This window comes from Algoriella sp., from assembly GCF_036647415.1.
Classification (GTDB): domain Bacteria; phylum Bacteroidota; class Bacteroidia; order Flavobacteriales; family Weeksellaceae; genus Empedobacter.
This window is the reverse complement of record NZ_JAVXKG010000029.1, coordinates 1-24811: the sequence shown is the minus strand read 5'-3', so window position 1 is coordinate 24811 and position 24811 is coordinate 1. Positions and strand designations below refer to the sequence as shown.

Here is a 24811-nt window from a genome sequence, read left to right as displayed (position 1 = left end):
CTATTTTTATCAAAATAAATCACAATGAATAAAAAACAGATTACAATTGTTGGACTTGGTGGAGTTGGCGGATATTTTGGTTTTAAAATTAATGAATTTAATGAAAAAGCTAACGAATTCTTCATTTCCTTTGTTGCAAGAAATGAAACTTACACCGTTGTTAAAGAAAATGGTCTAACCCTACTTTCTTCTGAACATACAGAAAGTGTAACAAAACCTAACTTCGTTTATCAAAATATTAGCGAAATAAATCAACCAGATTTGATTTTAATTTGTGTGAAAGAATATGATTTAGAAAATGTCTGTAAACAATTGCAACGTATTATTACTGAAAATACAATTCTTCTTCCTTTGATGAATGGAGCCGATATTTATGACCGAATCCGAAAAATTATTCCGAATAACACAATTTTACCCTCTTGCGTATATGTTGCGTCACATATAAAAGCAAAAGGAATTGTTGAACATAAAGGTAAAGCTGGGAAAATAATTATAGGTAAAGACCCAAATCATTCTTCAAAAAATATAGATTGGATCATTAATTTACTTCAAAATAGTAAAATTGATTTCGATTATAAAGAAAATTCATTTGCAGATATTTGGACAAAATTTATTTTTATTGCAAGTTTTGGTTTGGTTACTGCAAAATATAATTCTTCTATCGGAACAGTTTGTACAGATGAAATTCAGAAACAAGAAGCCACAAATATTATGGTAGAGTTAAAATCTATTGCAAATAAAAAAGGAATTATTCTTCAAGATAATATTATTGAGAGTACATTCGAGAAAGCGATGACTTTTCCTTTTAACACACCAACTTCTTTGCAATTAGATATCAATTCGAAAAAAGAAAATAATGAACTCGAATTATTTGCTGGTGCAATTATCAATTATGGAAAAGAATTAAATACTACAACTCCCTTTACCGAGAAAATATATTCGGAATTAAAACAAAAAATTTAAATTATTTTCCGTTCAAAATATTATCAATTATTTTGATTTCCGTAATTTCGTCACTTCTATTTTTATTATGTAAAGTATAGAAGTGACGAAATTAATTTATAAAACACAACAAAATTGAATAGTGCAGTTTTAACTCCTGAATTTCAGGACTATCTAAAAAAAATAGAACACGAAGATATTAAATCGATAGGTCTTAAAAAATCGCCTTTTTCTACAATATCTCCCGCAGAAATTGCACAACAATTAAAAGGTTTACAAGTTGCGAAACATAAATTTCCAACACTGTACAGTTCCGAAAACATTTTTTTTCCACCGAGTATTAATTTGGAACAAGCAAGTTCTGAAGCTACTGCAAATTATAAAGCAACTTTAGTTAATGGTAAAAACTTAGTCGACTTAACAGCTGGTTTTGGAATTGATACAATGGCTTTTTCAAAATCATTTGATAAAGTATATCATATTGAACAGAATGAGGAATTAAGTGAAATTGTAAAGCATAACGCTTCTATTTTAGCCCCAAATCTTGAAACATTTACAGGAACTTTTCAGGCTTTTTTTGATAAAAATCCAACGTTAAAATTTGACGTAATTTATCTTGATCCAGCTCGTAGAAATTCTGGTGGACGCAAGTTTATTTTAGAAGATTTAGAACCGAATATTCTAGAATGGCTTCCTATTTTTTTTGAAAAATCGGATAAAATAATCATCAAACTTTCGCCTTTATTAGACATCACTTCTACTCTACAACAAGTTAAAAACATTAGTAAAATACACATTGTTGCATTAAAAAATGAAGTGAAAGATTTTCTACTTGTTTTAGATAAAAATAATTCTTCCAAAAATCCATTAATCAAAGCTATTAATTTAGAAAATAATCAGCCCGAATTTGAATTTTTACATGAAGATGAACAGTACGCAAATGCAAAATTTGGAGATATTGCGAACTATATTTACGAACCAAATGTAGCGATTCTTAAAACTGGAGCTTTTAAACTTTTGAGTGAAAAATTTAATCTAATAAAACTTCATCCAAATACACAATTGTATACTTCTGATAAAATTATTGAAAATTTTCCTGGTAAAATTTATCGCATTGAAAGTCATATCAATAATCCTAAAAAGGAACTCTTAAAAATAAAAGCAAATGTGTTAGTCAAAAATTATAATCAACCAATTGATATTGTTAAAAAGAAATTCAAAGTTGTAGATGGCGGCGATATAACTTTAATTTTCACACAAAGTATTGATGGTTTTCGTATTCTAAAAACTTCTCGTATTTAGTTGGGTTTGGCGAAAAGTTGTGCTATTTTTATACAACGATTCATTCATCCCAATAAAATATATTTTGAAACTTAAAAATACAATCGAAAACTTCATCTTCGGCGAAGCATTAGCAGACGGATTAAAAACATCGCTAGCGATTGTTATTCCGCCTTTAATTGCTAGTTTTTTTGATGATTTACATGCAGGTGTTACAATAAGTTTAGGTGCTATTTTAGCGCACATGACGGACACTCCTGGTCCATTTAAAGAAAGACGAAACCTAATGTGGCTTTCGGTTATTTTAATTTTCGTTGTATCATTTTTCACAAAAAGCATCAATAGTTTTCCAATTATCTTAGGTATTTGCCTAACAATTATTGTATTCCTTTCAAATATGCTAACAGTTTGGGGACAACGTACAAGTGCGCTTGGAATGGTTGTTATGATGACTATGGTTATGAATATGAATGATCTAAGAGCTGAATTTAGTCCATTTCATATTGCATTATTTGTTTCTGCTGGTGCAGTTTGGTACACTATTTTTAGTTTAGCAATCAGTACATTTCGTCCGTACAGAATGGCGCAACAAAACTTGGCTGATGCGATGATTCATATTTCAGAATATATTAGAATTAAAGCCTCTATGTTTGATAAAGATTCTGAATATGATGATATTATAAAAAAACTGATTGACGAACATGTTGTCATAAATGAGAAACAAAATTTAGTTAGAGAGTTAGTTTTTACAAATAAAAAATTAGTAAAAGATCAAACTCCGATCGGGCGATCTATTGTATTTATCTTTTCAGATTTGATTGATATTTTTGAGAATATAACAGCAAATCAATACGATTACAAGAAAATACGCGAAGTTTACGGAGATACAAAAGCGATGCGCAAGATTTATAATATGATGAATAAAATTGCGCATGAATTAAAAATGATAGCTTATCATATCAATTCAAATAAAAAACCTAAACAACCAACATTTGATTTTGAAGTTGAATTAAAAAAAATTGACGATGCTATAAAAGAATTGTATGCAGAGGGCAAAAAACCAATCGTTTTAACTAAAATTTATATCAATTTAAAACAAATTGTTTATAAAATTGAGTTTATACATAAATTCTTCTACGACGATTCTTTTACCGAAAAAAAGAAAAATCCGTTGGATCATGTCGAACATTTTCAACCAACAGTCGATTATTCTATCCGAAAATTACGTGATCATCTCAATCTGAAATCACCAATTTTCAGACATGCTTTACGTTCCTCTATCGTAATGATTTTGGCTTATGGCGTCACTTTTATCATTCCGATGACTTATCATAGTTATTGGATTTTGATGACCGTATTGGTTATCCTAAAACCAGGTTTTAGCGTCACTAAAAAACGAAATTTACAACGTTTAAAAGGAACAATTGGAGGTGGATTAATTGGAATATTAATTTTATTGATCATTCCACAACATAGTATTCGTTTTGTCTTAATGCTATTTTTTATGTTAATGGCCTATACTTTTATTCGTCAAAAATACGCCATCGGAACCTTTTATTTAACCGCTTATATTCTTATATCTTTTAGTTTCTATTCAGAAAAAGATTCTATTTACATTATACAAGAACGTCTTGTAGACACACTAATTGGTGGATTTATGGCTTTTATTTCGTGTTATATTATATTTCCTACTTGGGAAAAAAATAGTATGAATGAATATATTCAAAAAGCATTGATTGCTGACTATGAATTTATCTTTCTAATCTTCAAAAAATTAGCCGATAATGATGTTTCTACAACAGATTATAAGTTAGCACGTAAAGATGTTTTTATTGCAATGGCGAATATAAATTCCGTGTTTCAGCGCGTAATTTCCGAACCAAAAGGCAAACAAGAAAATGCCAAAGAATTGAATAAATTTACAATTTTCAATCAATCATTCGTCTCCTATTCAGTTGGTTTAGTTAAAATTATCAAGAAAAATAATTCTGTTATTTTAACTTCAGAACATATCCGATTAATGAAAAAAATTCTTCAATTACTCTTACAAAATATTCGATTGTATGGTGAATATGAAACGGATCATTTAATGAAGACAATTCAATTTCAAGAGAAAACAATAGCATATACAGAAATTGAAACAGAGGCTTTGCAAAATGAATCTGAATTAATAGAAGATTTGTTAGAGTATTTGTACGAAATAGTTTACGATTTTACCAAAGTTGGGCATGTTTTTGTAACGGACGAACCTTTAAAAGATACTAAAATCACATAAAATGACACTCTCTAACCTATTCAAAAATTTGCGTCCATTCGTAAAACCTTATCGCTCTTTGGTTGTCGCAACTCTGCTTCTAACCTTGCTTGGTTCTTTTACTTCGCAAGTCAATGCAGTTATTTTGAAGTATACTGTAGATTCAATTAACGATTTAGTTGAAGTAGGACAAGGTTTAAAAGAAGGATTAAAAATCATCACTTTCATTTCAATTGTTTTATTAACAAAAGAAATCTTAAATGCTTTTATCAGTTTTGGACAGAAATATTATGGTGAAAAACTAAGAATATTAGTTTCTCAAGATTTATCACAAGCCATTATCGAGAAAATATTGACGTATAAAATGGCTTTTTACACCAATCAAGACAATCAAGCAGGGAAATTACAAACTCGCATAGATAGAGGAATTGAAAGCTTAACACGTCTGGTTCAGAATTTTTTTATTGATATTTTACCTCTTTTTGCCAATTCTATTATTGCGCTAATTTTAATGTTCAACGCTAACTTTTATGTCGGTTTAGTTGGTCTTTGTATTGTTCCGATTTATTTTATCATAACACAGCAACAAGCCAAAAAACTGAGTGGTTGGCGAAGAAATTTGAGAGGTTTCAGAGAACAAAAATCACAAGGAATTATTAGTATTATTGATTCTATTACCGTTATAAAATCATTTAACCGCGAAAATATTGAAGGTAAAAAACAGCTTGATTTACAAAAAAGTTTGACTGATAATCAAATGCAAACGCGTAAAACAAGTTTCATTTTTGATGGATTAAAATCATTTATAGAGCAATTTGGTGTTGTAATTATCATTATTTTGACAAGTTATTTGGTTCTTAACGGACAAATGACAATTGGTGCGATAATGTTTCATATCCTTCTGTTTAATAACGTTTCGGCGCCAATTCGACAATTGCATCGTATTTATGATGAAATGAATGATGCAATGATTTATTCAGAAAGTTTTTTTGGTATTTTAGATGCGAATGAAGAAGTAGAATCATCTGGAAAATATATTCCAACCGAATTAAAAGGGAAATTTGAAATTCAAAATGTAGATTTTTCTTATCCAAATGGATACAAAGCCTTAAAAAATATAAATATGACCATTCAACCTAATAAAATTACGGCTTTGGTTGGTTTATCTGGTGCAGGAAAAAGTACAATTATTAATCTTTTAGATAAATTTTATCAACCAAATTCTGGTAAAATACTTTTAGATGGAATAAATTTAGAAGAATATGATACACAATATTTACGAGATAATATTGGTTTAGTACTTCAAAAAAATCACATTTTTAATGGAACAATCGAAGAAAATATTCGATACGGAAATATCAATGCAACTTTTGACGAAATAGAAGATGCTGCAAAAAGAGCGTATATTCATGATCAAATTTTGGATTTACCAGAGCAATATCAATCCAAAGCATTGTTACTTTCTGGTGGTCAACAACAACGTATTGCCATTGCACGTATGTTTCTTAAAAATCCACCAATTATTTTCTTAGACGAACCTACTGCAAGTTTGGATGCAATTGCGACAGAACAAATTAAAAACAGTATAGATGCTATAAAAAAGAATCGTACAGTAATTATTATTTCGCACAGTATTTCTCAAATTATAGATTCTGATTATACGTATGTGATGAAACAAGGCGAGGTTGTAGAGCACGGTGTACACGAAGATGTGTATAAAATGAGTGGAACTTACAAGGAAATTTTTGATGCAATGGCAAAAAGTCTAAACATAGAAAAAATAGCCAAAACATTAGATGATGACGAAGAAGAAAATTATTAAAAATAATTGAATTTTAAACGATTATAATCATTAACTTTAAAATGAATAAAAGCATTAAGTATGAAAAAATTATTTTTAATAATGGCAAGTCTTACTTTCGTCACCCAATCGTGTGAACCAAAGAAAGAAATTAACAACGAATTAGCAGAAAATAACAAAACATACGACAATGCTTTAGATGTCCCTGTTGGTAAAATTGGCGTGATAATAAATATTGATTCTTTGGGCTTTTTCGATCATAATTCTCAAGATTTAAACACAAAAATAGATTCAAAATACATTAAAAATCAACTTCATCAATTAAATTCTACGTTTGATATTAATCAAATTATTAAAGATAAATCAATCAAAATATTGAATGAAAATCATTATAAATATGATATTATCAACCAATACAACAAGGCCGATTTTCCGAAAGATTTGGTAACCAACGAAAATCTGAAAAATATTAATTTTGATTTGTTAAATAAAAATTACAAACAAGACGATTTGGTTCTTCTTAATATAAAATCTGGTTTAGATTATAACCCAGAAGACAAACAAAAATATGTTGCAAAAACATACGTGTATATTAATATTTTAGACCTAAAAAACAAAGTCTTAAAATACAGTGAAACCATTGGTGGAACAAAATATATAGATGAAGCTGCCAATAAAATTTCGACAAAAAGTCTTGAAATAAAACTGAATGAATCTCTTAACGAAACCTTAGAAATCATTGATAATAAATATTAAAATACATTGAACTATGCGGTCAAATTTATTTGACAATTTTTGGAAGTCCTGATTCTTAATAGATTCAGGATTTTGTTTTATATGGATTTAAGATAAGATTATCTTATCTTTGGCTTTCCAAATTTTAATCAATACAGGTTGATTTTTAATTAATCAACAATAAATCATAATCATTCAATAATGAATTTTCTAACAGTCGAAAATCTTACCAAATCATACGGTATTCGTACCCTTTTCAAAGATGTAAATTTCCATGTAAACGAAGGCGACCAAATTGCTTTTGTTGCAAAAAATGGAAGTGGAAAATCTACTTTACTTAAAATTTTATCAGGATTAGAAACTCCAGATTCTGGTGATATTCGTATAAACAAAGGTGTTAAAATTTTGATGTTAGATCAATCAGATGATTTTGACGAAAATTTGAAAGGTGAAGAATATATTTTCAATCACTCTAATGAAGTTTTAGATGTTGTTCATCAATACGACAACATGATAGAAAATGATCCGACAAATCCAGAATTAATGGATTTGATGAGTAAAATGGATTTGTTAGATGCGTGGAAAGTAGAACCTACGATTAGAGAAATTCTGTCGAAACTTAAAATTGATTTCTTAGATCAAAAAATCGGGAAGCTTTCTGGTGGTCAGCGTAAACGTATTTCATTAGCCAAGTTTTTAATTGATTTAAGTTTTGAAGCGGGTTATGTTTTATTGATTTTAGATGAGCCAACCAACCATTTGGATATCGAAATGGTAGAATGGTTAGAATATTTCTTGAACAAAGAAAATAAAACTTTGATTTTGGTAACCCACGACCGTTATTTTTTGGATGCAATTTGTACCAAAATATTAGAAATGGAGGACAAAATGCTATACGTACATTCGGGCAATTACGAAACATATATTACCAACAAAGCGTTGCGTGTAGACAATCAAAACGCAACAATTGACAAAGCAAAAAATCTATATCGTAAAGAAATAGAATGGATGCGTCGCCAACCAAAAGCGCGTACAACAAAGTCAAAATCTCGTATTGATGCTTTTTATGACACAGAAGAAGCTGCAAAGCGTAAAATTGTAGATCAAAAAGTAAAATTAGAGATGGTAATGACACGTTTGGGTCAAAAAATCATCGAAATGGAACATGTTTCGAAAGCTTTTGGTGAGAAAAAAATTCTTGACGATTTCTCTTATATTTTTGCTCGTGGAGCTAAAATTGGATTAGTTGGTAAAAATGGTGTTGGTAAAACAACTTTTTTACGCATTTTAGAAGGAATAGAAGATGCCGATTCTGGAATTATAGAACGTGGAGAAACATTGAACATTGGACATTTTAAACAAGAAGGTTTAAAATTTAATGAAGATATGCGCGTGATAGAATTTGTGAAAGATATTGCAGATTTCTTTCCATTATCTAACGGTAAAGAAATGCGTGCCGAACAATTCTTAGAAATGTTTTTATTTTCTCCAGAACAACAACATACACACATCGGAAAATTGAGTGGTGGTGAGAAAAAACGTTTACAATTATTAGCAATTTTATACCGTAATCCGAATTTCTTAATCTTAGATGAGCCAACAAATGATTTGGATTTACCTACTTTGACGGTTTTAGAAGATTTCTTAGAAAGTTATCAAGGTTGTCTTTTGGTGGTTTCTCACGACAGATATTTTATGGATAAAGTGGTAGATGAACTAATGATTTTTGAAGGAGAAGGAATTCTTTCTCGATACATGGGAACGTACACAGAATACTACATTGACAATAAAAATAGACCAGAAACTGAACCAAAAAAGATAGAAAAAGTTGAAATTATAGAAGAAGTAAAAATTGTTGAACCAATTAAAACTGAAACGAAATCAAAAAAATTATCTTTTAAAGAACAGCGCGAATTAGAAGAAATAAATAAAGCTTTACCTACTTTAGAAGCAAAAAAAGAAGAGTTAACAAACTTACTTTCAGATCCAAATTTGGCGTATGATAAAATCGCAACAATTGGCGATGAATTACAAGCTATTGTAGACGAAATTGAAGAAAAAGAACTCCGCTGGTTAGAGTTATCAGAATAAAATGAAGGAAGCAAATTGCTTCCTTTTTTTATGAATATATCCTTCAATAATAATTATTTAGAAGTTTATTTTGGTGATTAAACTTTTTAAACTATATTTACTCTATCAATCATCAGGAGTTTCTGAAAATTACAGAACACCAACCGAGCGTAAACCTGCTACGGTGGTATAGAATGAGGGCAAACCGCCAAATAAAAGGTTAATCTCCACTCTATCCTGTTGTTTTAATCATTCTAAAAAAATATTAAACAATGGAAAATCTAAAAAATGAATTTATCTCTTTATTCAGAGAATTAACGGACAATGAATTAATAGAACGCTTTAATCAATCTGTCGGAATTAGCGCATGGAATACCGCAAGAAGATGTTACGTAAAAACATTATTCAATGAATTACAATACCGAAATTTTGATTGTACAACAGTAGAAAGAGGAAATACATTTTCTCTTCAACACAAAGTCATTTTGGTTGAAAATAGATTAGAATATTTGGAGTAAAACATTTTAAATTCTTCAAAATTATCTGAAATTAACCTACATCAAGTTTATTATTCTTAAAGTGTAGTATTTTTATTAAAATATTTTATTATGGATAGAAAAAGCTTCATAAAAACTTCTTTATGGACTTCTTTATTGGCTTTCACAGGTATTTCTGTAAGTGCAATCACGAATAATGACGACAAAAAAATAGATAAGAAAAAACCTAAAAAAGATGGTTTGAGAGGTGTGGAAATGGTTTGCTCGCCAACCAATACGCATATGGTAGGAAATGGTTTTAAGGTGATGAATTTTTATCCGAACGGAAAAGGTTTTGAGGAGCGTATGAGTCCGTTTTTCTTATTAGATTTTAATGCGGAAGTTAATTTTCCACCGTCTGATATTGCGCACGGCGTTGGTGTGCATCCACATAGAGGAATAGAAACTATAACTTTTGCCTATAAAGGTGCAGTGGCTCATCATGATAGCGCTGGAAATTCGGGTGTGATAAATCCTGGTGATGTGCAATGGATGACTGCTGGTGGAGGCGTTTTGCATAAGGAATATCACGAGCAAACCTTTAATCAAAAAGGAGGCGCTTTTGAGATGTTACAGTTATGGATTAATTTGCCCAAGGCACATAAAATGACTCCTGCAAAATATCAAGGAATTACCCACACAGACAAACCAAAAGTAGAACTGCCAGATGGACAAGGAACTGTCTTTGTGGTTGCAGGCGAGTTTAATGGCGTTTCGGGTATTGCGACTACATTTTCCCCAGTTCACTTGTACGATATGCATTTGAAAAAAGATGCTAAAGTGAGTTTTGAACTTCCTGAAAATTTTAATTCTGGATTGTTGGTTGTAGACGGCGATATTGAAGTAAATGGTAATAAAGTACCTGAAAATCATTATGTTCAATTAGCTAATGAAAAGGGAGCAATTGAGATAAAAGTGAATCGAAATGCTCTTGTAATGGTGCTTAGCGGCGAACCTTTGAACGAACCTTATGTGAGTTATGGTCCTTTTGTGATGAATACGGAAGACGAAATCCGTGAAGCGATTGAAGATTATAAGGCTGGTAAGTTTGGTTTTTTGGCAGATTAGTGAGGTTATAATTATAAAAATTTATTTTTAACTATCTTTATCAAAAATAAATCAATGAAAAAATTAGCACTTATTTTGGGAATTTTTGCAAGTAATTTTGCCTTTTCTCAAACTGTAAATGATGTTCCAATCAAAGATATTAATGTAGATTATGTACAGATTATTGGAACTGGTCGCGGATTGAGTACAAAACTAAATGTTCGATTGGATTTTGGACAAGATACAAAGTCATTTTCATTGAAAAATGGTCTTAAAATAAAAGATGAACGTGGAATTGCTGTAAAATTTAATTCGATGATTGATGCGTTAAATTTTATGTCATCAAATGGATATGAATTTCAATTTGCCTATACGTCAAAAGAAAATGACGATGATGCGCTTTACTACATCTTGAAGAAACGAAAATAAAAAAATCCTCAACTAAGTTGAGGATTTTGTGTTTTAATATATAGCCACTCCGAATCTTAACAAGATGTTTATGTTAAACGGGCTACGGCTTAATTTTTACAATTTTATTCTCACGAATAATTACAATTTCGCTATTTTTTTCTTTTTTAAACTCAAGCATTTTTTCATACGCTTTTTCAAGTCCTTTTAGGATCTTTGTTTTTCTAATATTTTTAGCTTCTTTTGTCATAATAATTTTTTAAATCATTAAACTTCTCTAAGTTATGAATTACAATTTCTTCTTCAAAATTTTTCTCAGCAATTAAGATTGGTTTCCCCTCAGAATTATCAAATATTAAAACTTGGTCAACAATTTCTAAATAAATATCAAACAAATTTTTAATTCCATTGACGTATCTTCTCTCGATGACATCAATTGGAATATTATGACCGCCTTCTTTTACTCTTATTTTTACACGCTCTTTCGCTAAATCTGAATTTCTTAACCAAAAGAAAAGTAAGGTAGTATTATAATCATTTTCTTTAGCAAACTTAATTTTTTGTTTATAAATTTTAGTTGCTAATGTTGTCTCAAATGCAAAATTTTCTTGATTCTTAAATAATTCATCAATTCGATTTAGCATTATTCTTCCAGCTTCAAACGCAACTTTTTCTGGTTGAAATGGAGAAAGTCCTTTTGCAATTTCGTCTGCATTCACAAATTCTTTACAATCCAAAATCTCAGGTAAAATTGTAAATGAAGCTGTTGTTTTTCCTGCCCCATTACAACCTGCAATTATGTAAAGATTCTTATCATCCATAGGTACAAATTTACATTAAATTTTGAAGGAATTGAATACTTTATTTCAACTTGAAATCTATCAATATACAAATCAAAAAAAATCCCCAACTAAAAATTAGTTGAGGATTTATATTTTAAATAAAATTATTCTTAGTTAATCTTTTCAGCAACGTAATCACTTTCGTTTCCTAAGCGATCTATGGCTTTCAGAGCAACTGCGTTTAAGCTTTTACCATCTTTGTATTTAGAAATAGATTGTTTAGATCTTGTTCCTTCCATAATTGTTGTTTCCCAATCGTTATTGTAACGTGTGTACAAAATCCATTTAGCAACATTAGAAGATGTTTTATTGTCATTCCAATTCATTACAACCTCAGAAGAAGTTTTGCTAATATAAAGACTTGGTTTCGCCAAACGATCTGATTTAATCCAATTCATAGACGGAATAAGTGCTTTATTTTTGTACGGACCTTCTTTCAGATAAGATAACATCGACGGATTTTTTGACAAACCAGCGATACTCCAATGGATTACTCCAACATTATTTTGTAAAATATCTCCTGCCATTTTTACCTGATTTGTAATTTCTGTTGTACGATCTGCAACTTTTACTTCTACGGTATTAAGACCTGGCCAAAGGTGACGATTGTGCGTATTCTCTGATTTCCACCATTCTAAAAGTTTAGGAAAACTTTGACCTGTCGAATTAATTGGCCAATATAACTGTGGTGAAAAATAATCTACCCAACCTTTGTTTAACCATAATTTTGCATCTGCATACAATTCATCATATTGCGAAGAACCTGTAATTCCAGCTGGATAGCCAGGTTTCCAAATTCCGAATGGACTAATACCAAACTTAACAAATGGTTTTTCTGCTTTTATTTCTTTATAAATACGTTCTATAATTGTATTTACATTTTGACGACGCCAATCTGCTCTTGTTAACGAACCTCCGTTGCTTTTGTAAACATTCCAAGTTGAGTTGTCAGGGAAGTCTGCGCCACCATTGTACGAGGCATAAGGATAGAAATAATCATCAAAATGAACGCCATCTATATCATATCTCGAAACAATATCTTTTACAACTTCTGATACATGATCTTGTGTTTTTTTATCCGCAGGATCAAACCAATACATTCCATTTTTTAATCGAACAATATTTTCTGGCGATTTTTTTACCATCGACTCGCTTGTAACTGGACCTCCACTACTGTGATGCGCACGATAAGGATTTAACCAAACATGCAATTCTATACCACGTTTATGTGCTTCATCAACCCAAAACTCTAACGGATCATAATAAGGCGAAGGCGCTTTACCTTCGGTTCCTGTCAAAAAATAAGACCAAGGTTCGAAATTACTTTTATACAAAGCATCTCCAGCCGGACGAACTTGAAAAATAACTGCATTAAAATTATTTGCTTCTAACATATCCAACAATTTTATCGCCTCTTCTTTTTGCTGTGCCGTTGTAAGATCTCTTTTTGATGGCCAATTTATATTAGCAACTGTTGCAACCCAAGCCGCACGAAATTCGCGATTTACATCTGGAAGTGTTACTTTAAAAACTTCTTCTTTGGGTTTTGATGTTTCCGTTTTTGCAATAACTGTTTCAGAAGGTTTCTTAGTTTCAGAAGGTTTTGGAGTTGTAGTTTCTACTTTTTTGTAAACAATTTTTTTGGAACTTTTATTCGAACTACAAGAAGATAATGTAATCAAAACAAAAGATAAAAAAGTAACAATATATTTAAATTTCAAATTCATCAAAATGGGTTTAGTATATTTAAGAATTACAAAATTAAGAAATAAGCCAATAGGAAACTGCTTTTTATGGATTGTTTATGATTTATATGTTCAATCTTTCTTAAAAAGATGTTTTTTCTGTTTATTCCTTTGAAAAATTTCATGAAAAGAATACATTTACAAAAATGTCTATTTTTATGTTTCTTATTATTCTTTTTGGAGTTCTTATTATTTGTATCAATGTTATTTTACAATCAGTAATCACTGTTTTTTCTTTGAAATACTTACATCAATTTAATTCTAAAAAGGGAGAAATTTCAATTAAGGCTGTTTTATTTCAAACATCTTTGTCAGTTTCGCTTTTAACTTTATTGCATGGCGCACAATGTACAATTTGGGCGGCGACTTTTTATTTCAATCCAAATATTGATAATTTATATAGTTTTAAAGAAGCTATTTATTTTTCGTTAATTACTTTTACAACTGTCGGTTATGGAGATGTTGTTATAAATGGTGATTGGAAAATTTTGGCAGGTTTAGAAGCTATAAATGGAATAATGATGGTTGGTTGGTCTACGGCACTTATGTTTTCTTACTTCCAAATTATACTGAAAAAGAATATCTCAAAATAAATTAATCAAAAAATGCTACGAAAATTCGTAGCATTTTTTGATTCTTAATATTTCTCTTTTTCTAATTTCTCTTTCAATTCTTTGTAATAATCTGGTGCATTTGCATCTTTTTCTAATGCAATGTTTACCCATTTCAATGCCTGATTACGGTCTAATTTATTATTATAGTAGAAATTTGCAGAATTATAAAAATCACGTGCAGAAGAATTTTCATTTAACTGCTCTCCGATCATTTTCAAAACTGTACTAATCGTATTTGTTTCAATATTCAATACAACAGTTGTATTTTCCCAAGCCAAAACTAAATCTGCTTTCTGAGGTGTAACATTTGTAAAACGAATCTCAAATGTTTCTGTTTTATTATTCTTCGATTTCGTCGTTGCTCCTTTTACTTTTAGTGCAACATTAGACTCCTTCCACTCTTTTGGATTCCCCCAGTTTTTAGTGTCTTTATAAAAAATAACATCCCATTCGTCTTTATTTGGAATAGAATACAACGCATATTCACCAGCTGCCAACTCTTTACCATTTACTTTGATCGGTTGATCAAATTTTATCACCGTATTTTCATTTGCTCCAGTTCTCCAAACTTCTCCATAAGGAACTAATTTACCGAAAATCTTACGTTCGTTAACATTTGGACGATTATATTCAACCTCAAATTCAGTTAAACCAACTTTTTGTTCAACTTCAGAATGGCTACTTACAGCAGGAAATTTCATTTGAGCAAAAGCGCAACTTCCAATCAATACGGCTAAAATTGTTGATGTAATTTTCATATTATTCTTTCTTTTTTATCTTATCAGTCTTTTTATCATATCCATACGGACAATGTTTACAACCACTTTTACAACAATATCCACGACGTTTCAGATATTGTGCTGTAAAAATACGAAACCCTTCTGGAGACAAGTAATAATCTCCTTCTTCAAACTTTTTCATTTTATAATTGATGTGAAAATAGTTATAAAATTTCAATCAAAATCAATCCTTTTTTGTAATTCTAATTAGGATTTTGTTTGATAAAGTTACGTCAAATCTAAAATTGTTTTGAGGAAAATTTTATAAAATGAATGTTTTGAATGATATAATTTATAATTTTGTAATAAATTCAAGAATATATCAATGTTTGTAGTTGTTTTGAGCCACTTGTTTCGAAAGAATTTTATTGGAATTACACTATTTCCTTTCATTTTTTTGAGAGATCCGAAATTGAAGGAAAATAAAACCTTAATTAATCACGAAACTATACATATTATACAACAAGTCGAACTCTTGGTTATTCCTTTCTACATTTGGTATTTAACCGAATATTTGTTTCGATTAATTCAATACAAAAATCAACACAAAGCATATCGCAATATTAGTTTTGAGCGAGAAGCTTATGCAAACGAAAAAAATCCTAATTATTTGAAAGAACGTAAGTTCTATAATTTTTTAAAATACATATAAATGATTTGGAATAATTATAAAAGCATAATTCAACCGATTGATTTATCAAAAATTACGTCCCAAAACATTCAGCTTTCCATTTTAAGAGAAGATTTAATTCATTCAGAAATTTCTGGAAATAAATACCGTAAATTAAAGTATAATTTTTTAGAAGCTGAAAAACTTGGTTTCAATAAAATAATCACATTTGGTGGAGCTTTTTCTAATCATATTGCTGCAACCGCTGCCGCTGGAAAAGAATATGGATTTGAAACAATAGGTATTATTCGTGGAGAAGAATTAGCAAATAAAATTGAAGAAAATGCAACTTTACGTTTTGCTAAAAATTGTGGAATGCAGCTGTATTTTATTTCGCGAGAAGAATATAGAAAAAAAGAAGAAAATAGTTTTATTGAATCTTTAAATAATAAATTTCCAAATAGTTACGTTGTACCTGAAGGTGGGACAAATAGTTTAGCAATAAGAGGTTGCAAAGAAATTTTACATGAAAATTGTACTGAGTATGATTTTATAGCAACTGCAATTGGAACATCTGGAACTATTGCGGGACTAATGGAAAGCGCAAAACCTCATCAACAAATTTTAGGTTTTCCTAGTTTAAAAGGAGATTTTATACAAAATGACATCGAAAATCTTACAAAAAAGCGAAATTTCACTATTTTTAATGAATATCATTTTGGTGGATATGGAAAAGTTTCGGAGGAATTAATTAATTTTGTAAATTATTTTAAACAAACAAATCAAATTCAATTGGATCCGATTTATACGGGAAAAATGGTTTTTGGTATTTTCGAATTAATTAAAAATCACTATTTTAGTGAGTATTCTAAAATATTAATGGTACATACCGGTGGTCTACAAGGCATTGAAGGCATGAACCAACAATTAAAAAAGAAAAACAAAATTACTATAGAATGAAAAAATTATTATTAGTTTTTGGTTTTATTATATCAATTATCTCACAAGCACAAGAATCTCGTGATGTTTCTTACATCCGAAAACATGCGATTTTGGCTGTAGAAGAAATGCAATTGTACAAAGTACCAGCAAGTATTACGCTTGCCCAAGGTTTATTAGAAACTGGTGGCGGACAAAGTAAATTGGCGGATCAAGCAAATAATCATTTTGGTATAAAATGTAAAGGTCCAGAAGAATGGCCAAATGATATGCCACGAATTTATCATGATGATGATGCGCGTGGCGAATGTTTCAGAAAATATGGTTCGGTTGAAGAAAGTTACCGTGATCATTCTAAATTTTTAGCATTAAGACCTTATTATAAAGCTCTTTTCAATTTAAGCCAAACAGATTATAAAGCTTGGGCAAACGGACTTAAAAAATCGGGTTATGCAACAGACCCAAGTTATGCTTCTAAATTAATTTCTAGAATTGAAAAATATAATTTAGATCAATTTGATAAAATTTCTACAGAAGAAGTTTATGCAAAATTATATCATTTATACAATAATCAAGACGATAATTTATTAGCTAATAATTCTTCAAAACAACATAAAAAAGAAGAACATAGAGAAGAGAGAAAAGAAATGAAAGAATTAAAAAATAATGTTTCTTTAGCTTCTAATAAATCTATTGATGTTGTTTCTGTTCCAGATAATTCTCAAATTAACAATAGAACTGTAACATACGAAACGAGACCAATAAACCCTACGTTACGTATTAAAAGACATAAAAATAATATACCATACATTGTTGCGTTAGCAGGAGAATCTATTGGTACAATTGCAAAAACATATAATAAAGTACCTTCGGATTTGGCTAGTTTTAATGAAATACAAATGGGATCTAAATTATATGATGGACAAATTGTATTCTTCGGTAAAAAGAAAACAAAAGGATCTGAAACTACTTATAAAGTACAAAATGGAGATGATATGTATACGATTTCACAACGTTTTGGCGTCAAGATTAATAGTTTGTATAAATTAAATAAAATGGAGCCAGGTGATCAACCAAAAATTGGACAACGTATAAATTTAAAAACAAAAGTGAGAAGTTAATTCTTTAAAAATATAAATAAAGGAGGTCGGAATAAATTCCGACCTCCTTTATTTTTTATATAATACAAATTGATTATCTCCATTATTATTTTTGTACAAATGTCCATCATCGTTCAATAAATTAAGATTTCCATCTTCTTCTAAAAACCTATATGCGGAAGCATCTGTACCATAAACAACATAAAAATTACCATCAGTTATCCAAGTTCCTTCTTGTGTATCGATCGTTTTTTTACTAACGTAATCTATTTTTACAACATAGGTATTATCCTTATAAAAATAAAAAGTATAAATCGTAGGATCTTGATTATCTAACTTGATTGTTCCTTGATATTTGCTCAAAAGATTATTTTCATTTTTTACAAAACCAGCATTATTAATTATTTCAAATTTAGCAACTGGATCTTTATAACTACAACTGAATAGCGACAACGAAAATATGGTAATAAGAAGAAAAGATTTCATTTAAAAAAATATTACTTTTATTCTTAAACAAGTTACGTACCAAAATATTAAATTTTTTGTTTTTTATTAAAAGAATACATCAAATAGAAAAAGAATGGTAAAATAAATATTGAACCTAATAATAATGCCCAAGCCAACATATTTATAGTGCTTTCTGCTCCGAAATCATCTAATAAAGATAAAGTTGAACCATCTTTGAAAAGTACCAAATTAGGAAAATGCGAATAAGATGCTGCAAACAAAATCATCATGACAATTAAAGCGCCATAAATTTTTGTGAATTTATCTTTGCCTTTGTTCAAATCTATGATTAATAATAGAATAGATAATGTTGCTAATACAACTGCTATGTAACCATAAATTTGGTCTGTAATCCAATTAAACAAAGGAATCTCTTTCCAAATTGAAACAAGAAATACAAGTGCGCCTGCAACAAAAATTAATGTTGTATAAATTTTTGCTCTTTTTCTTAATTTAATTTTATCTCCTTCTTTTTTAACCGATTGAATAGAATAAACCGATGCTAAAAATGCACAAATAATTACTGTAAAAATTCCGACAGAAACATTAAACCAACTTAACCATGAATAAATATAAGCATCCAAAAAATTAGTTGCATTATCATCAATACTACCAGAAACAATAGATCCAGCAATAATTCCTAAAAACATTGGCGTTACAACGCTAGAATAAGTAAAAATTACCGCATACAATTTGTGCCATTCGTCTTTTATTACATCATAATTTCTGAATGTAAATGAAGTTCCTCTCGCTATAATTCCTAAAAGCATTAAGACCAAAGGAATGTGTAAATAATTGGAAACATCTGCATAAACCTTCGGAAAACCAACAAATAAAATAACAATTGCGATGATTAACCACATGTGATTGGCTTCCCAAATTGGACCAATCGAATTGTACATAATTTTTTGTGTTCGTTCTTTAAAATCTTTTTTCGAAAAAAGTTCTACAACTCCTGCTCCAAAATCTGCTCCACCTAAAATTAAATACAAGCAAGTCGAAACCCACAAAAATGCTATTACTACGTAAATCATACTTAATGTTTTTCTGGTTTATAATTAGGATCTTCTGGATCGTATAATTTTGCCACCATTTGTATTTGTCGATTCATCAAAAACACCAAAATAATGGATAATGTGATGAATACAAATGTGAAAACATAAAACGAATATTGAATTCCTGGCATTGGCGTAATAGAATCTACTGTTCGCATAATACCATAAATAATCCATGGTTGTCGACCAACTTCTGTCACCGTCCAGCCTGCTTCTAATGCAATATAACCAAAAGGCGTGGCAATCATAAACATCTTGTAAAACCAACGTTTTGTACGCCAATCTTTCTTAAGAAAATGAGCAATTAAGAAAATTATTGCAATTCCCATCATCAACATTCCGAATGTAATCATAATCTGAAAAGCATAATGAACAATTGCTACTGGTGGCCATTCATCTTTCGGAAATTCCTCCAAACCTTTTACTTCTGTATTAAAATCTGAATGAACCAAAAAACTTAAAACTCCTGGTATTTTTATTGCATAATTAATTGTTTCATTTTCCTCATCTACAATTCCTCCCAAAACAAACGCAGCACTTTTTTCAGTTTTGTAATGCGCTTCCATAGCAGCCAACTTTATAGGTTGACGCTCTGCAACATCTTTCGCGGAAATATCACCGCTAAGTGGCGCTAACATTGCCGCAACAATTGCCATAACAGAACTTATTTTGAAGGCTTCTTTATGAAAATTTACATTTTTACCTTTCAAAATTAATGAAGCATGCAAACCTGCAACTGCAAAACCTGTTGCACAAAATGCCGCAATTGTCATGTGTAAAGCCTGTGAAAACCAAGCGTCATTGAACATTGCTTTTATTGGATCAATATTAAGATATTCTCCATTTACAAAATCAAATCCAGATGGAGAATTCATCCACGCATTTGCAGCTACAACTAAAATTCCTGATGCTAAACCGCTAACTCCGACAATTACACCACAAATCCAATGAAACCATTTGTTGAATTTATCCCAACCGTACAGAAAAAAACCTAAGGCAATTGCTTCTATAAAAAAAGCTGTTCCTTCTAATGAAAAAGGCATTCCGAAAATTGGTCCTGCATGTTCCATAAATTTAGGAAACAATAATCCTAATTCAAACGAAAGCATTGTTCCAGAAACTGCTCCTGTTGCAAAGAGAATCGCAACTCCTTTGCTCCAAGCTTTGGTTAATCCTTTGTAAATTTCTTTTTTGGTTGTGAGGTATTTGTAGTGAGCAATCGCCATCATAAAAGGCATCACCATCCCGACACATGAAAAAACAATGTGAAAGGCTAACGACATTGCCATTTGACTTCGCGCAGCAATAAAATCGTCCATAAGAAGTTTATTTAATAATTTCTTTGTTAAAGTTAGTGAATAAAAAAAGGCAACTCATGATTGAATTGCCTTATTTTTATGATTTTAATTAGATTATTTCGCTGTAGCAGGAACTAACCATTTGAATTGTGGTCCAGCTTCTGGAATTACGATTCGTTGTGAAATACGCTCCATTCTATCAGGAAATTTCATAATAAAATCTCTTGCTTTTTCAGCTTCTTCATTCAATCCTGAAATTTTATCAATTTGCCAAGCATCAATTAGTTTACGCATAATATCCACATAATCGTGGGCTGTGTAAACACCAATACGTTGTGCAGAATCTGAGAAAGCATCAAACAAAGTACTTCTATCTTCACCAGATGCACGTAAGAAATGCGCTGGCATTACAATTTTCAGTTTGAACATATATTGTACAGCTTTCATCATTTCTGATGGATCAGCTTCAAAAATACGGCGTACAAATTCTGTGTAAGCTAAGTGGTGACGCATTTCGTCTCCTGCAATAATCTTACACATACGCGATAATTTTTTCGCACCATATTGTTTTGCAATTGCAGAAACATTGTTGTGAGAAACGTATGTTGCTAATTCTTGAAAACTTGTATAAACAAAGTTCTTGTAAGGATCGTGTGCCGTTCCGATATCAAAACCATCGTTAATTAAATGTTGAGTAGAAACCTCAACTTCTCTCATATTGATACGACCTGATAGATACAAAAATTTATTTAAAACATCTCCGTGACGATTTTCTTCTCCTGTCCAATGGCGAATCCATTTTGCCCAACCATTTTCTAAATATTGGCCATCTTCATCAACAACTCCTTCCATTTGCATCAACCAAGATTCGTAGGTTGGCAAAGCTTCTTCTGTTATTGTATCTCCAATAAGGGTAATCCAAAAATCATCTGGTAAATCTTTCGAAAGTTCTTGCAATTCTTTGATTTCCTCAAAGAAAGAATCACTTTGCGAATTAGGTAAAAAATCGGTTGGTTGCCAAATTTTATCGGCTGGAACTAAGAATTTATCCATGTAAGTATCAATATCTTTTTCAAGAAATTGCATTACTTCCAGACGAACATTTTTTAATGACATATTACTTTTTTATGCGGTTATACTACTTTTTACGGTTTGCTCAGTAAGTTCAAATAATTCATCAAATTTATATTCACTTACTTTCAGTGGTTTATGATATTGTATCGTTACTTTTGCGCCTAAATACATCGGAAATTTACCATATTTCGACAATTTCCATGAATTATTTAAGGTAACAGGAACAATATAAGCGTCTTTTGCATATTTTGCCAAGACCTTCAATCCATTTTCTTTAAACGATTTTGGAACACCATTAGCACTTCTTGTTCCTTCTGGAAAAATAATTGCTGAGTAATTATTTTTCTGAATATATTGCGCTAATTTTTTTATTTCCTCGATAGCTTGTTTTCCATTTCTTCGATCAATCAACGCTGATCCTCCATTTCTTAAATTATATGAAACACTTGGTATTCCTTTTCCTAACTCAATTTTTGAGATAAATTTTGGATGATATTCAGCCAAATCATATTCTAAAGGAGAAATATCAAACATACTTTGGTGATTTGACACAAAAATCAAAGGTGCATTTTTAATTAAATTTTCTCGACCAGAATAGGTATAAGTTGTTCCTAAAATCTTCGTTAAAACAACCAAAATACCATTCATTATTTTTACACTTTTATGATGAGCTTGATATCCTCCAATAGTATTACATAACCATTGCGCTACATGCATAATCAACAACGTTAAACCATATAATAAATAAAATATAATAGATAACGGGTAACTTAAAATCTTCTTCAACGTTAAAAATTTAGACAAATTTAATAAAAAATTATGCTAAGCATAATAAATTTTACTTGATGTTTATTTACTTATATTCAAAGTTAACTTTTCTTGATGGCTTTCATCATAAAAAGTAATCTGATTTGTAGAATTTACCTTAAAATATGCTGTTTTTCGTAAATTTTCGATCAAATTTTGAGGAATTTCACAATCAGCACTCACTTGTTTTAATTGATTAAAAATTATAGCTTGATTAATCTTTGTATAATCTCCTGAGATAATTCCGCAAGCTGTTTTCAAAACCATTTTTTTTGTTGTATCCTCAAAAATAATATAATCAGAACCATGATTCACAGACCATTTCCCAGACAAATCACTTATTTCTACAACAGATGTTTTTGGTTCTGTAACTGTTTTTGTTGGTAAACAACTCGTTAATCCAAGAATGAAAACAATTAAACTTAATTTTACTATTAATTTCATTTAGTTGTTTTTAAATCCTTTAATAATACATCTTGTTTAGCAGAAATCACTTGCAAAACATTTTTCACATCATCATTCGGAATCGTCATCGACAAAACATATTGTTTCAATTTCCATTCATTTCCTACTTTTACCAAAACGCCAGAACCTCTACAAATTTTCATCGAAGTATCTAACAATTCGTCAAACCAAGCTGTATTTCCAGTTTCATCAAAAAAGATATGACGTTCTAAAGGTTTCATCACCCAACCTCTTTTTTGCTCAAAAGGTTTCTTTGTATAACTTTTTAATTGATCCATCGTCCAATTTTCTGTCGGATCAGTTCCAATAAAAATCGCATCTTTTGTATAAAATGTAAAATAATGATCAAACTGTGAATTTGCAGCTGCCTGATGATAAGCATCTAAGGTTTGATTGATTTTTGATTGTTGAATTTCTATAGTAGATTGCGCATTTGCAAAAGTGGTAATTGTAACACAAAGGATTGGAAATACTGATTTCATGATGGTTTTTCTTTCTAACGAAGGTAAAGATATTTTGAATTAACCCAAATTGATTTATTGAAAAATATTAATGAAATATGTAATTAGATGTTCCTATTTTAAGAAAAATGAAATAATCGGTTTAAATTTGTTTAAAATATCCGCAAACAATGGCAAATACAAAGAAAGGTGACGTTTTTACAGACCAGAATAATGTAAAAAAAGTGAAGATTGAACGCAAACCAAGTTTTCCGAAAATTTATATATTAACAGATGAATTTCAACAAATAGAAGATGGTTTGTATGATTTAGAATTTTTTGAAACACCGAGTGTTTCCGATTTTAAGTCAGAATTAAATCCAAATATACCAGCTATTAACTTTAAGCAATTGAGTGAGAAAGGGAAAGAAAATATTTTATAAAAATCTAAAAACTTCCTCCAAAATTAGCACCTTCAAATAGTTTTAAAATTCCAAAAAAAGGGATAAAACTTAAAAGTAATACAAGATATAACATCCAATTTTTATAATTAAAAATAATGGATAGTATTGAAAAAAGTGGACATAAAATAAAAGATGCAAACCCTGTAATGGCTATAAAATGAAATACAAAATTTTGACTTCTTCCAATTTCAGTTCCATCAATATTATACATAAAAATAAAACAGATAAAGAAAAAAATTGTCAATCCTAAAAATATTCTTGAGATTTTGATTTTGGTAGGTTGATTCATACAATTTATTTAAAATCCAAAATTAGTATTTCCCAATTCAATAAAAAACCACAAAAGCGGAATCAAACTAAATGCAAAAACAATTTGTAAATCCTTATTATCTCTATTAAACAGAGTTGCCATAAACGAAAACAAAGGACATAAAATAACAGAAAACAGCCCTGAGTTTCCTAAAATATCAATAAAAATAGAGTCTATTGTAACTACTTCAGTTTTGTTTGTAGATACTATAAAGATAAAACAAAGAAAAAAATAGGCGAAAAGCCCTAAAAATATTCTTGAAATTTTGATCTTAGTAGATTGATTCATAAAATTTATTTCAATAAAAATAAGTACACTTTACTGAAAGAATCTCACTAAAAATGGTGATTTACACTTACCTAAGAATTTAATTATATTAAAGTAGAAATAAACAAAAAATCCACACTGATTATCAGTGTGGATTTTCTTTAGATTGTGACCCAATCAGGATTCGAACCTGAGACCTACTGCTTAGAAGGCAGTTGCTCTATCCAGCTGAGCTATTGGGCCGAACCTAAACACAAGGTTTAATTTGTCGGGGTGGCAGGATTCGAACCTGCGACCTCCTGCTCCCAAAGCAGGCGCGATGACCGGGCTACGCTACACCCCGAGGTGTAATTCTTATTTCAAAAAAGCGGAGAGACAGGGACTCGAACCCTGGCATCGGTTACCCGATGACAGATTAGCA

At 30.1% G+C, this 24811-nt stretch carries 26 protein-coding genes, 2 tRNA genes and 1 riboswitch; of the genes, 14 read left to right on the top strand and 14 right to left on the bottom strand.

Features of this window, described 5'->3' with window-relative positions:
* The first annotated feature begins 24 nt into the window (after window positions 1-24).
* The 9 genes from RSC72_RS12035 (at window position 25) to RSC72_RS11995 (ending at window position 11095) form a co-directional block, all read left to right on the top strand.
* Window positions 25-963, top strand: coding sequence for a ketopantoate reductase family protein (locus tag RSC72_RS12035; protein ID WP_332546358.1), 939 nt, complete (start codon window positions 25-27; stop codon window positions 961-963).
* Window positions 964-1077: 114 nt separating this feature from the next.
* On the top strand, window positions 1078-2244 hold the full coding sequence (locus tag RSC72_RS12030; RefSeq protein WP_332546359.1) for an RsmD family RNA methyltransferase: 1167 nt from the start codon (window positions 1078-1080) through the stop codon (window positions 2242-2244).
* A 64-nt stretch (window positions 2245-2308) separates the two neighbouring features.
* Window positions 2309-4498 carry an FUSC family membrane protein gene (locus RSC72_RS12025; protein ID WP_332546360.1) on the top strand — a complete coding sequence of 730 codons (2190 nt, stop codon included), beginning with the start codon at window positions 2309-2311 and terminating at the stop codon, window positions 4496-4498.
* Window position 4499: 1 nt separating this feature from the next.
* Window positions 4500-6299, top strand: coding sequence for an ABC transporter ATP-binding protein (locus RSC72_RS12020; protein WP_332546361.1), 1800 nt, complete (start codon window positions 4500-4502; stop codon window positions 6297-6299).
* Between the two features lie 60 nt (window positions 6300-6359).
* Window positions 6360-7034: a hypothetical protein gene (locus RSC72_RS12015; RefSeq protein WP_332546362.1), complete on the top strand. Its 675-nt coding sequence runs from the start codon at window positions 6360-6362 to the stop codon at window positions 7032-7034.
* A 180-nt stretch (window positions 7035-7214) separates the two neighbouring features.
* On the top strand, window positions 7215-9104 hold the full coding sequence (locus tag RSC72_RS12010; RefSeq protein ID WP_332565916.1) for an ABC-F family ATP-binding cassette domain-containing protein: 1890 nt from the start codon (window positions 7215-7217) through the stop codon (window positions 9102-9104).
* 104 nt (window positions 9105-9208) lie between these two features.
* Window positions 9209-9309, top strand: a riboswitch (SAM-I-IV-variant riboswitch).
* A 46-nt stretch (window positions 9310-9355) separates the two neighbouring features.
* A complete protein-coding gene (locus RSC72_RS12005) occupies window positions 9356-9601 on the top strand; it encodes a hypothetical protein (RefSeq protein ID WP_332546364.1) in 246 nt (81 codons plus the stop codon).
* A gap of 90 nt (window positions 9602-9691) precedes the next feature.
* Entirely contained in the window at window positions 9692-10687 is a 996-nt protein-coding gene (locus RSC72_RS12000) for a pirin family protein (RefSeq protein WP_332565917.1), read from the top strand.
* Between the two features lie 54 nt (window positions 10688-10741).
* Window positions 10742-11095, top strand: coding sequence for a hypothetical protein (locus RSC72_RS11995; protein ID WP_332546108.1), 354 nt, complete (start codon window positions 10742-10744; stop codon window positions 11093-11095).
* Between the two features lie 82 nt (window positions 11096-11177).
* On the opposite strand, the gene RSC72_RS11990 is transcribed toward RSC72_RS11995, so the two are convergent.
* From RSC72_RS11990 to RSC72_RS11980, 3 genes are all read right to left on the bottom strand, one after another.
* Window positions 11178-11324 carry a hypothetical protein gene (locus RSC72_RS11990; protein WP_332546109.1) on the bottom strand — a complete coding sequence of 49 codons (147 nt, stop codon included), beginning with the start codon at window positions 11322-11324 and terminating at the stop codon, window positions 11178-11180.
* Entirely contained in the window at window positions 11308-11895 is a 588-nt protein-coding gene (locus RSC72_RS11985; protein ID WP_332546110.1) for a zeta toxin family protein, read from the bottom strand. Before RSC72_RS11985 ends, RSC72_RS11990 begins: the two co-directional genes overlap by 17 nt.
* Window positions 11896-12026: 131 nt before the next feature.
* Window positions 12027-13643: a glycoside hydrolase family 10 protein gene (locus RSC72_RS11980; RefSeq protein WP_332546112.1), complete on the bottom strand. Its 1617-nt coding sequence runs from the start codon at window positions 13641-13643 to the stop codon at window positions 12027-12029.
* Between the two features lie 176 nt (window positions 13644-13819).
* On the opposite strand from RSC72_RS11980, the gene RSC72_RS11975 reads away from it, so the two are divergent.
* The gene (locus tag RSC72_RS11975; RefSeq protein WP_332546113.1) at window positions 13820-14254 is read left to right on the top strand and encodes a potassium channel family protein; all 435 of its coding nucleotides are present in this window, start codon (window positions 13820-13822) and stop codon (window positions 14252-14254) included.
* A gap of 44 nt (window positions 14255-14298) precedes the next feature.
* On the opposite strand, the gene RSC72_RS11970 is transcribed toward RSC72_RS11975, so the two are convergent.
* Both RSC72_RS11970 and RSC72_RS11965 read right to left on the bottom strand, forming a co-directional pair.
* Window positions 14299-15033: a DUF2911 domain-containing protein gene (locus RSC72_RS11970; RefSeq protein ID WP_332546115.1), complete on the bottom strand. Its 735-nt coding sequence runs from the start codon at window positions 15031-15033 to the stop codon at window positions 14299-14301.
* Between the two features lies 1 nt (window position 15034).
* Window positions 15035-15196 carry a DUF5522 domain-containing protein gene (locus tag RSC72_RS11965; protein ID WP_177190320.1) on the bottom strand — a complete coding sequence of 54 codons (162 nt, stop codon included), beginning with the start codon at window positions 15194-15196 and terminating at the stop codon, window positions 15035-15037.
* A 183-nt stretch (window positions 15197-15379) separates the two neighbouring features.
* Between RSC72_RS11965 and RSC72_RS11960 the strand changes: the two genes are divergently transcribed.
* The 3 genes from RSC72_RS11960 to RSC72_RS11950 are packed head-to-tail and all read left to right on the top strand — an operon-like array spanning window position 15380 to window position 17724.
* Window positions 15380-15706: a hypothetical protein gene (locus tag RSC72_RS11960; protein WP_332578520.1), complete on the top strand. Its 327-nt coding sequence runs from the start codon at window positions 15380-15382 to the stop codon at window positions 15704-15706.
* The gene (locus tag RSC72_RS11955; protein ID WP_332546117.1) at window positions 15707-16624 is read left to right on the top strand and encodes a 1-aminocyclopropane-1-carboxylate deaminase/D-cysteine desulfhydrase; all 918 of its coding nucleotides are present in this window, start codon (window positions 15707-15709) and stop codon (window positions 16622-16624) included.
* Entirely contained in the window at window positions 16621-17724 is a 1104-nt protein-coding gene (locus RSC72_RS11950; RefSeq protein ID WP_332546119.1) for a glucosaminidase domain-containing protein, read from the top strand. The genes RSC72_RS11955 and RSC72_RS11950 overlap by 4 nt, the downstream gene beginning before the upstream one ends.
* Window positions 17725-17772: 48 nt before the next feature.
* Here RSC72_RS11950 and RSC72_RS11945 read toward each other — a convergent pair whose 3' ends face one another.
* The 7 genes from RSC72_RS11945 to RSC72_RS11915 all read right to left on the bottom strand — a co-directional run bounded on the left by RSC72_RS11945 (window position 17773) and on the right by RSC72_RS11915 (window position 23391).
* Window positions 17773-18189: a copper resistance protein NlpE N-terminal domain-containing protein gene (locus RSC72_RS11945; RefSeq protein ID WP_332546120.1), complete on the bottom strand. Its 417-nt coding sequence runs from the start codon at window positions 18187-18189 to the stop codon at window positions 17773-17775.
* A gap of 47 nt (window positions 18190-18236) precedes the next feature.
* Window positions 18237-19244: a cytochrome d ubiquinol oxidase subunit II gene (locus RSC72_RS11940; protein ID WP_332546121.1), complete on the bottom strand. Its 1008-nt coding sequence runs from the start codon at window positions 19242-19244 to the stop codon at window positions 18237-18239.
* A 2-nt stretch (window positions 19245-19246) separates the two neighbouring features.
* Window positions 19247-20584 (bottom strand): cytochrome ubiquinol oxidase subunit I, encoded by a 1338-nt coding sequence (locus RSC72_RS11935; protein ID WP_332546122.1) that lies wholly within the window; start codon window positions 20582-20584, stop codon window positions 19247-19249.
* 93 nt (window positions 20585-20677) lie between these two features.
* A complete protein-coding gene (locus tag RSC72_RS11930) occupies window positions 20678-21679 on the bottom strand; it encodes an acyl-ACP desaturase (RefSeq protein WP_332546124.1) in 1002 nt (333 codons plus the stop codon).
* A gap of 9 nt (window positions 21680-21688) precedes the next feature.
* Window positions 21689-22423: a lysophospholipid acyltransferase family protein gene (locus RSC72_RS11925; RefSeq protein ID WP_332546126.1), complete on the bottom strand. Its 735-nt coding sequence runs from the start codon at window positions 22421-22423 to the stop codon at window positions 21689-21691.
* A gap of 63 nt (window positions 22424-22486) precedes the next feature.
* Complete coding sequence (locus RSC72_RS11920; RefSeq protein ID WP_332546128.1) at window positions 22487-22888, bottom strand: hypothetical protein; 402 nt, start codon at window positions 22886-22888, stop codon at window positions 22487-22489.
* Entirely contained in the window at window positions 22885-23391 is a 507-nt protein-coding gene (locus RSC72_RS11915) for a nuclear transport factor 2 family protein (protein ID WP_332546129.1), read from the bottom strand. Before RSC72_RS11915 ends, RSC72_RS11920 begins: the two co-directional genes overlap by 4 nt.
* A 149-nt stretch (window positions 23392-23540) precedes the next feature.
* Here RSC72_RS11915 and RSC72_RS11910 point away from each other — a divergent pair, with 149 nt between their 5' ends.
* Entirely contained in the window at window positions 23541-23792 is a 252-nt protein-coding gene (locus tag RSC72_RS11910) for a hypothetical protein (RefSeq protein WP_332565919.1), read from the top strand.
* 767 nt (window positions 23793-24559) lie between these two features.
* On the opposite strand, the gene RSC72_RS11905 is transcribed toward RSC72_RS11910, so the two are convergent.
* Window positions 24560-24633 (bottom strand) — tRNA-Arg (locus RSC72_RS11905).
* A gap of 25 nt (window positions 24634-24658) precedes the next feature.
* A tRNA-Pro gene (locus tag RSC72_RS11900) sits at window positions 24659-24733 on the bottom strand.
* Between the last annotated feature and the right edge of the window lie 78 nt (window positions 24734-24811).

Coding starts and splice junctions, on each gene's coding strand:
- RSC72_RS12015 (WP_332546362.1), top strand. CDS start 6,360: ATGAAAAAATTATTTTTAATAATGGCAAGTCTTACTTTCGTCACCCAA.
- RSC72_RS11990 (WP_332546109.1), bottom strand. CDS start 11,324: ATGACAAAAGAAGCTAAAAATATTAGAAAAACAAAGATCCTAAAAGGA.
- RSC72_RS11965 (WP_177190320.1), bottom strand. CDS start 15,196: ATGAAAAAGTTTGAAGAAGGAGATTATTACTTGTCTCCAGAAGGGTTT.
- RSC72_RS12005 (WP_332546364.1), top strand. CDS start 9,356: ATGGAAAATCTAAAAAATGAATTTATCTCTTTATTCAGAGAATTAACG.
- RSC72_RS12000 (WP_332565917.1), top strand. CDS start 9,692: ATGGATAGAAAAAGCTTCATAAAAACTTCTTTATGGACTTCTTTATTG.
- RSC72_RS11915 (WP_332546129.1), bottom strand. CDS start 23,391: ATGAAATCAGTATTTCCAATCCTTTGTGTTACAATTACCACTTTTGCA.
- RSC72_RS11955 (WP_332546117.1), top strand. CDS start 15,707: ATGATTTGGAATAATTATAAAAGCATAATTCAACCGATTGATTTATCA.
- RSC72_RS11975 (WP_332546113.1), top strand. CDS start 13,820: ATGTTTCTTATTATTCTTTTTGGAGTTCTTATTATTTGTATCAATGTT.
- RSC72_RS11935 (WP_332546122.1), bottom strand. CDS start 20,584: ATGGACGATTTTATTGCTGCGCGAAGTCAAATGGCAATGTCGTTAGCC.
- RSC72_RS11980 (WP_332546112.1), bottom strand. CDS start 13,643: ATGAATTTGAAATTTAAATATATTGTTACTTTTTTATCTTTTGTTTTG.
- RSC72_RS11985 (WP_332546110.1), bottom strand. CDS start 11,895: ATGGATGATAAGAATCTTTACATAATTGCAGGTTGTAATGGGGCAGGA.
- RSC72_RS11920 (WP_332546128.1), bottom strand. CDS start 22,888: ATGAAATTAATAGTAAAATTAAGTTTAATTGTTTTCATTCTTGGATTA.
- RSC72_RS11910 (WP_332565919.1), top strand. CDS start 23,541: ATGGCAAATACAAAGAAAGGTGACGTTTTTACAGACCAGAATAATGTA.
- RSC72_RS11995 (WP_332546108.1), top strand. CDS start 10,742: ATGAAAAAATTAGCACTTATTTTGGGAATTTTTGCAAGTAATTTTGCC.
- RSC72_RS12035 (WP_332546358.1), top strand. CDS start 25: ATGAATAAAAAACAGATTACAATTGTTGGACTTGGTGGAGTTGGCGGA.
- RSC72_RS11960 (WP_332578520.1), top strand. CDS start 15,380: ATGTTTGTAGTTGTTTTGAGCCACTTGTTTCGAAAGAATTTTATTGGA.
- RSC72_RS11970 (WP_332546115.1), bottom strand. CDS start 15,033: ATGAAAATTACATCAACAATTTTAGCCGTATTGATTGGAAGTTGCGCT.
- RSC72_RS11945 (WP_332546120.1), bottom strand. CDS start 18,189: ATGAAATCTTTTCTTCTTATTACCATATTTTCGTTGTCGCTATTCAGT.
- RSC72_RS12010 (WP_332565916.1), top strand. CDS start 7,215: ATGAATTTTCTAACAGTCGAAAATCTTACCAAATCATACGGTATTCGT.
- RSC72_RS11950 (WP_332546119.1), top strand. CDS start 16,621: ATGAAAAAATTATTATTAGTTTTTGGTTTTATTATATCAATTATCTCA.
- RSC72_RS11930 (WP_332546124.1), bottom strand. CDS start 21,679: ATGTCATTAAAAAATGTTCGTCTGGAAGTAATGCAATTTCTTGAAAAA.
- RSC72_RS12020 (WP_332546361.1), top strand. CDS start 4,500: ATGACACTCTCTAACCTATTCAAAAATTTGCGTCCATTCGTAAAACCT.
- RSC72_RS11940 (WP_332546121.1), bottom strand. CDS start 19,244: ATGATTTACGTAGTAATAGCATTTTTGTGGGTTTCGACTTGCTTGTAT.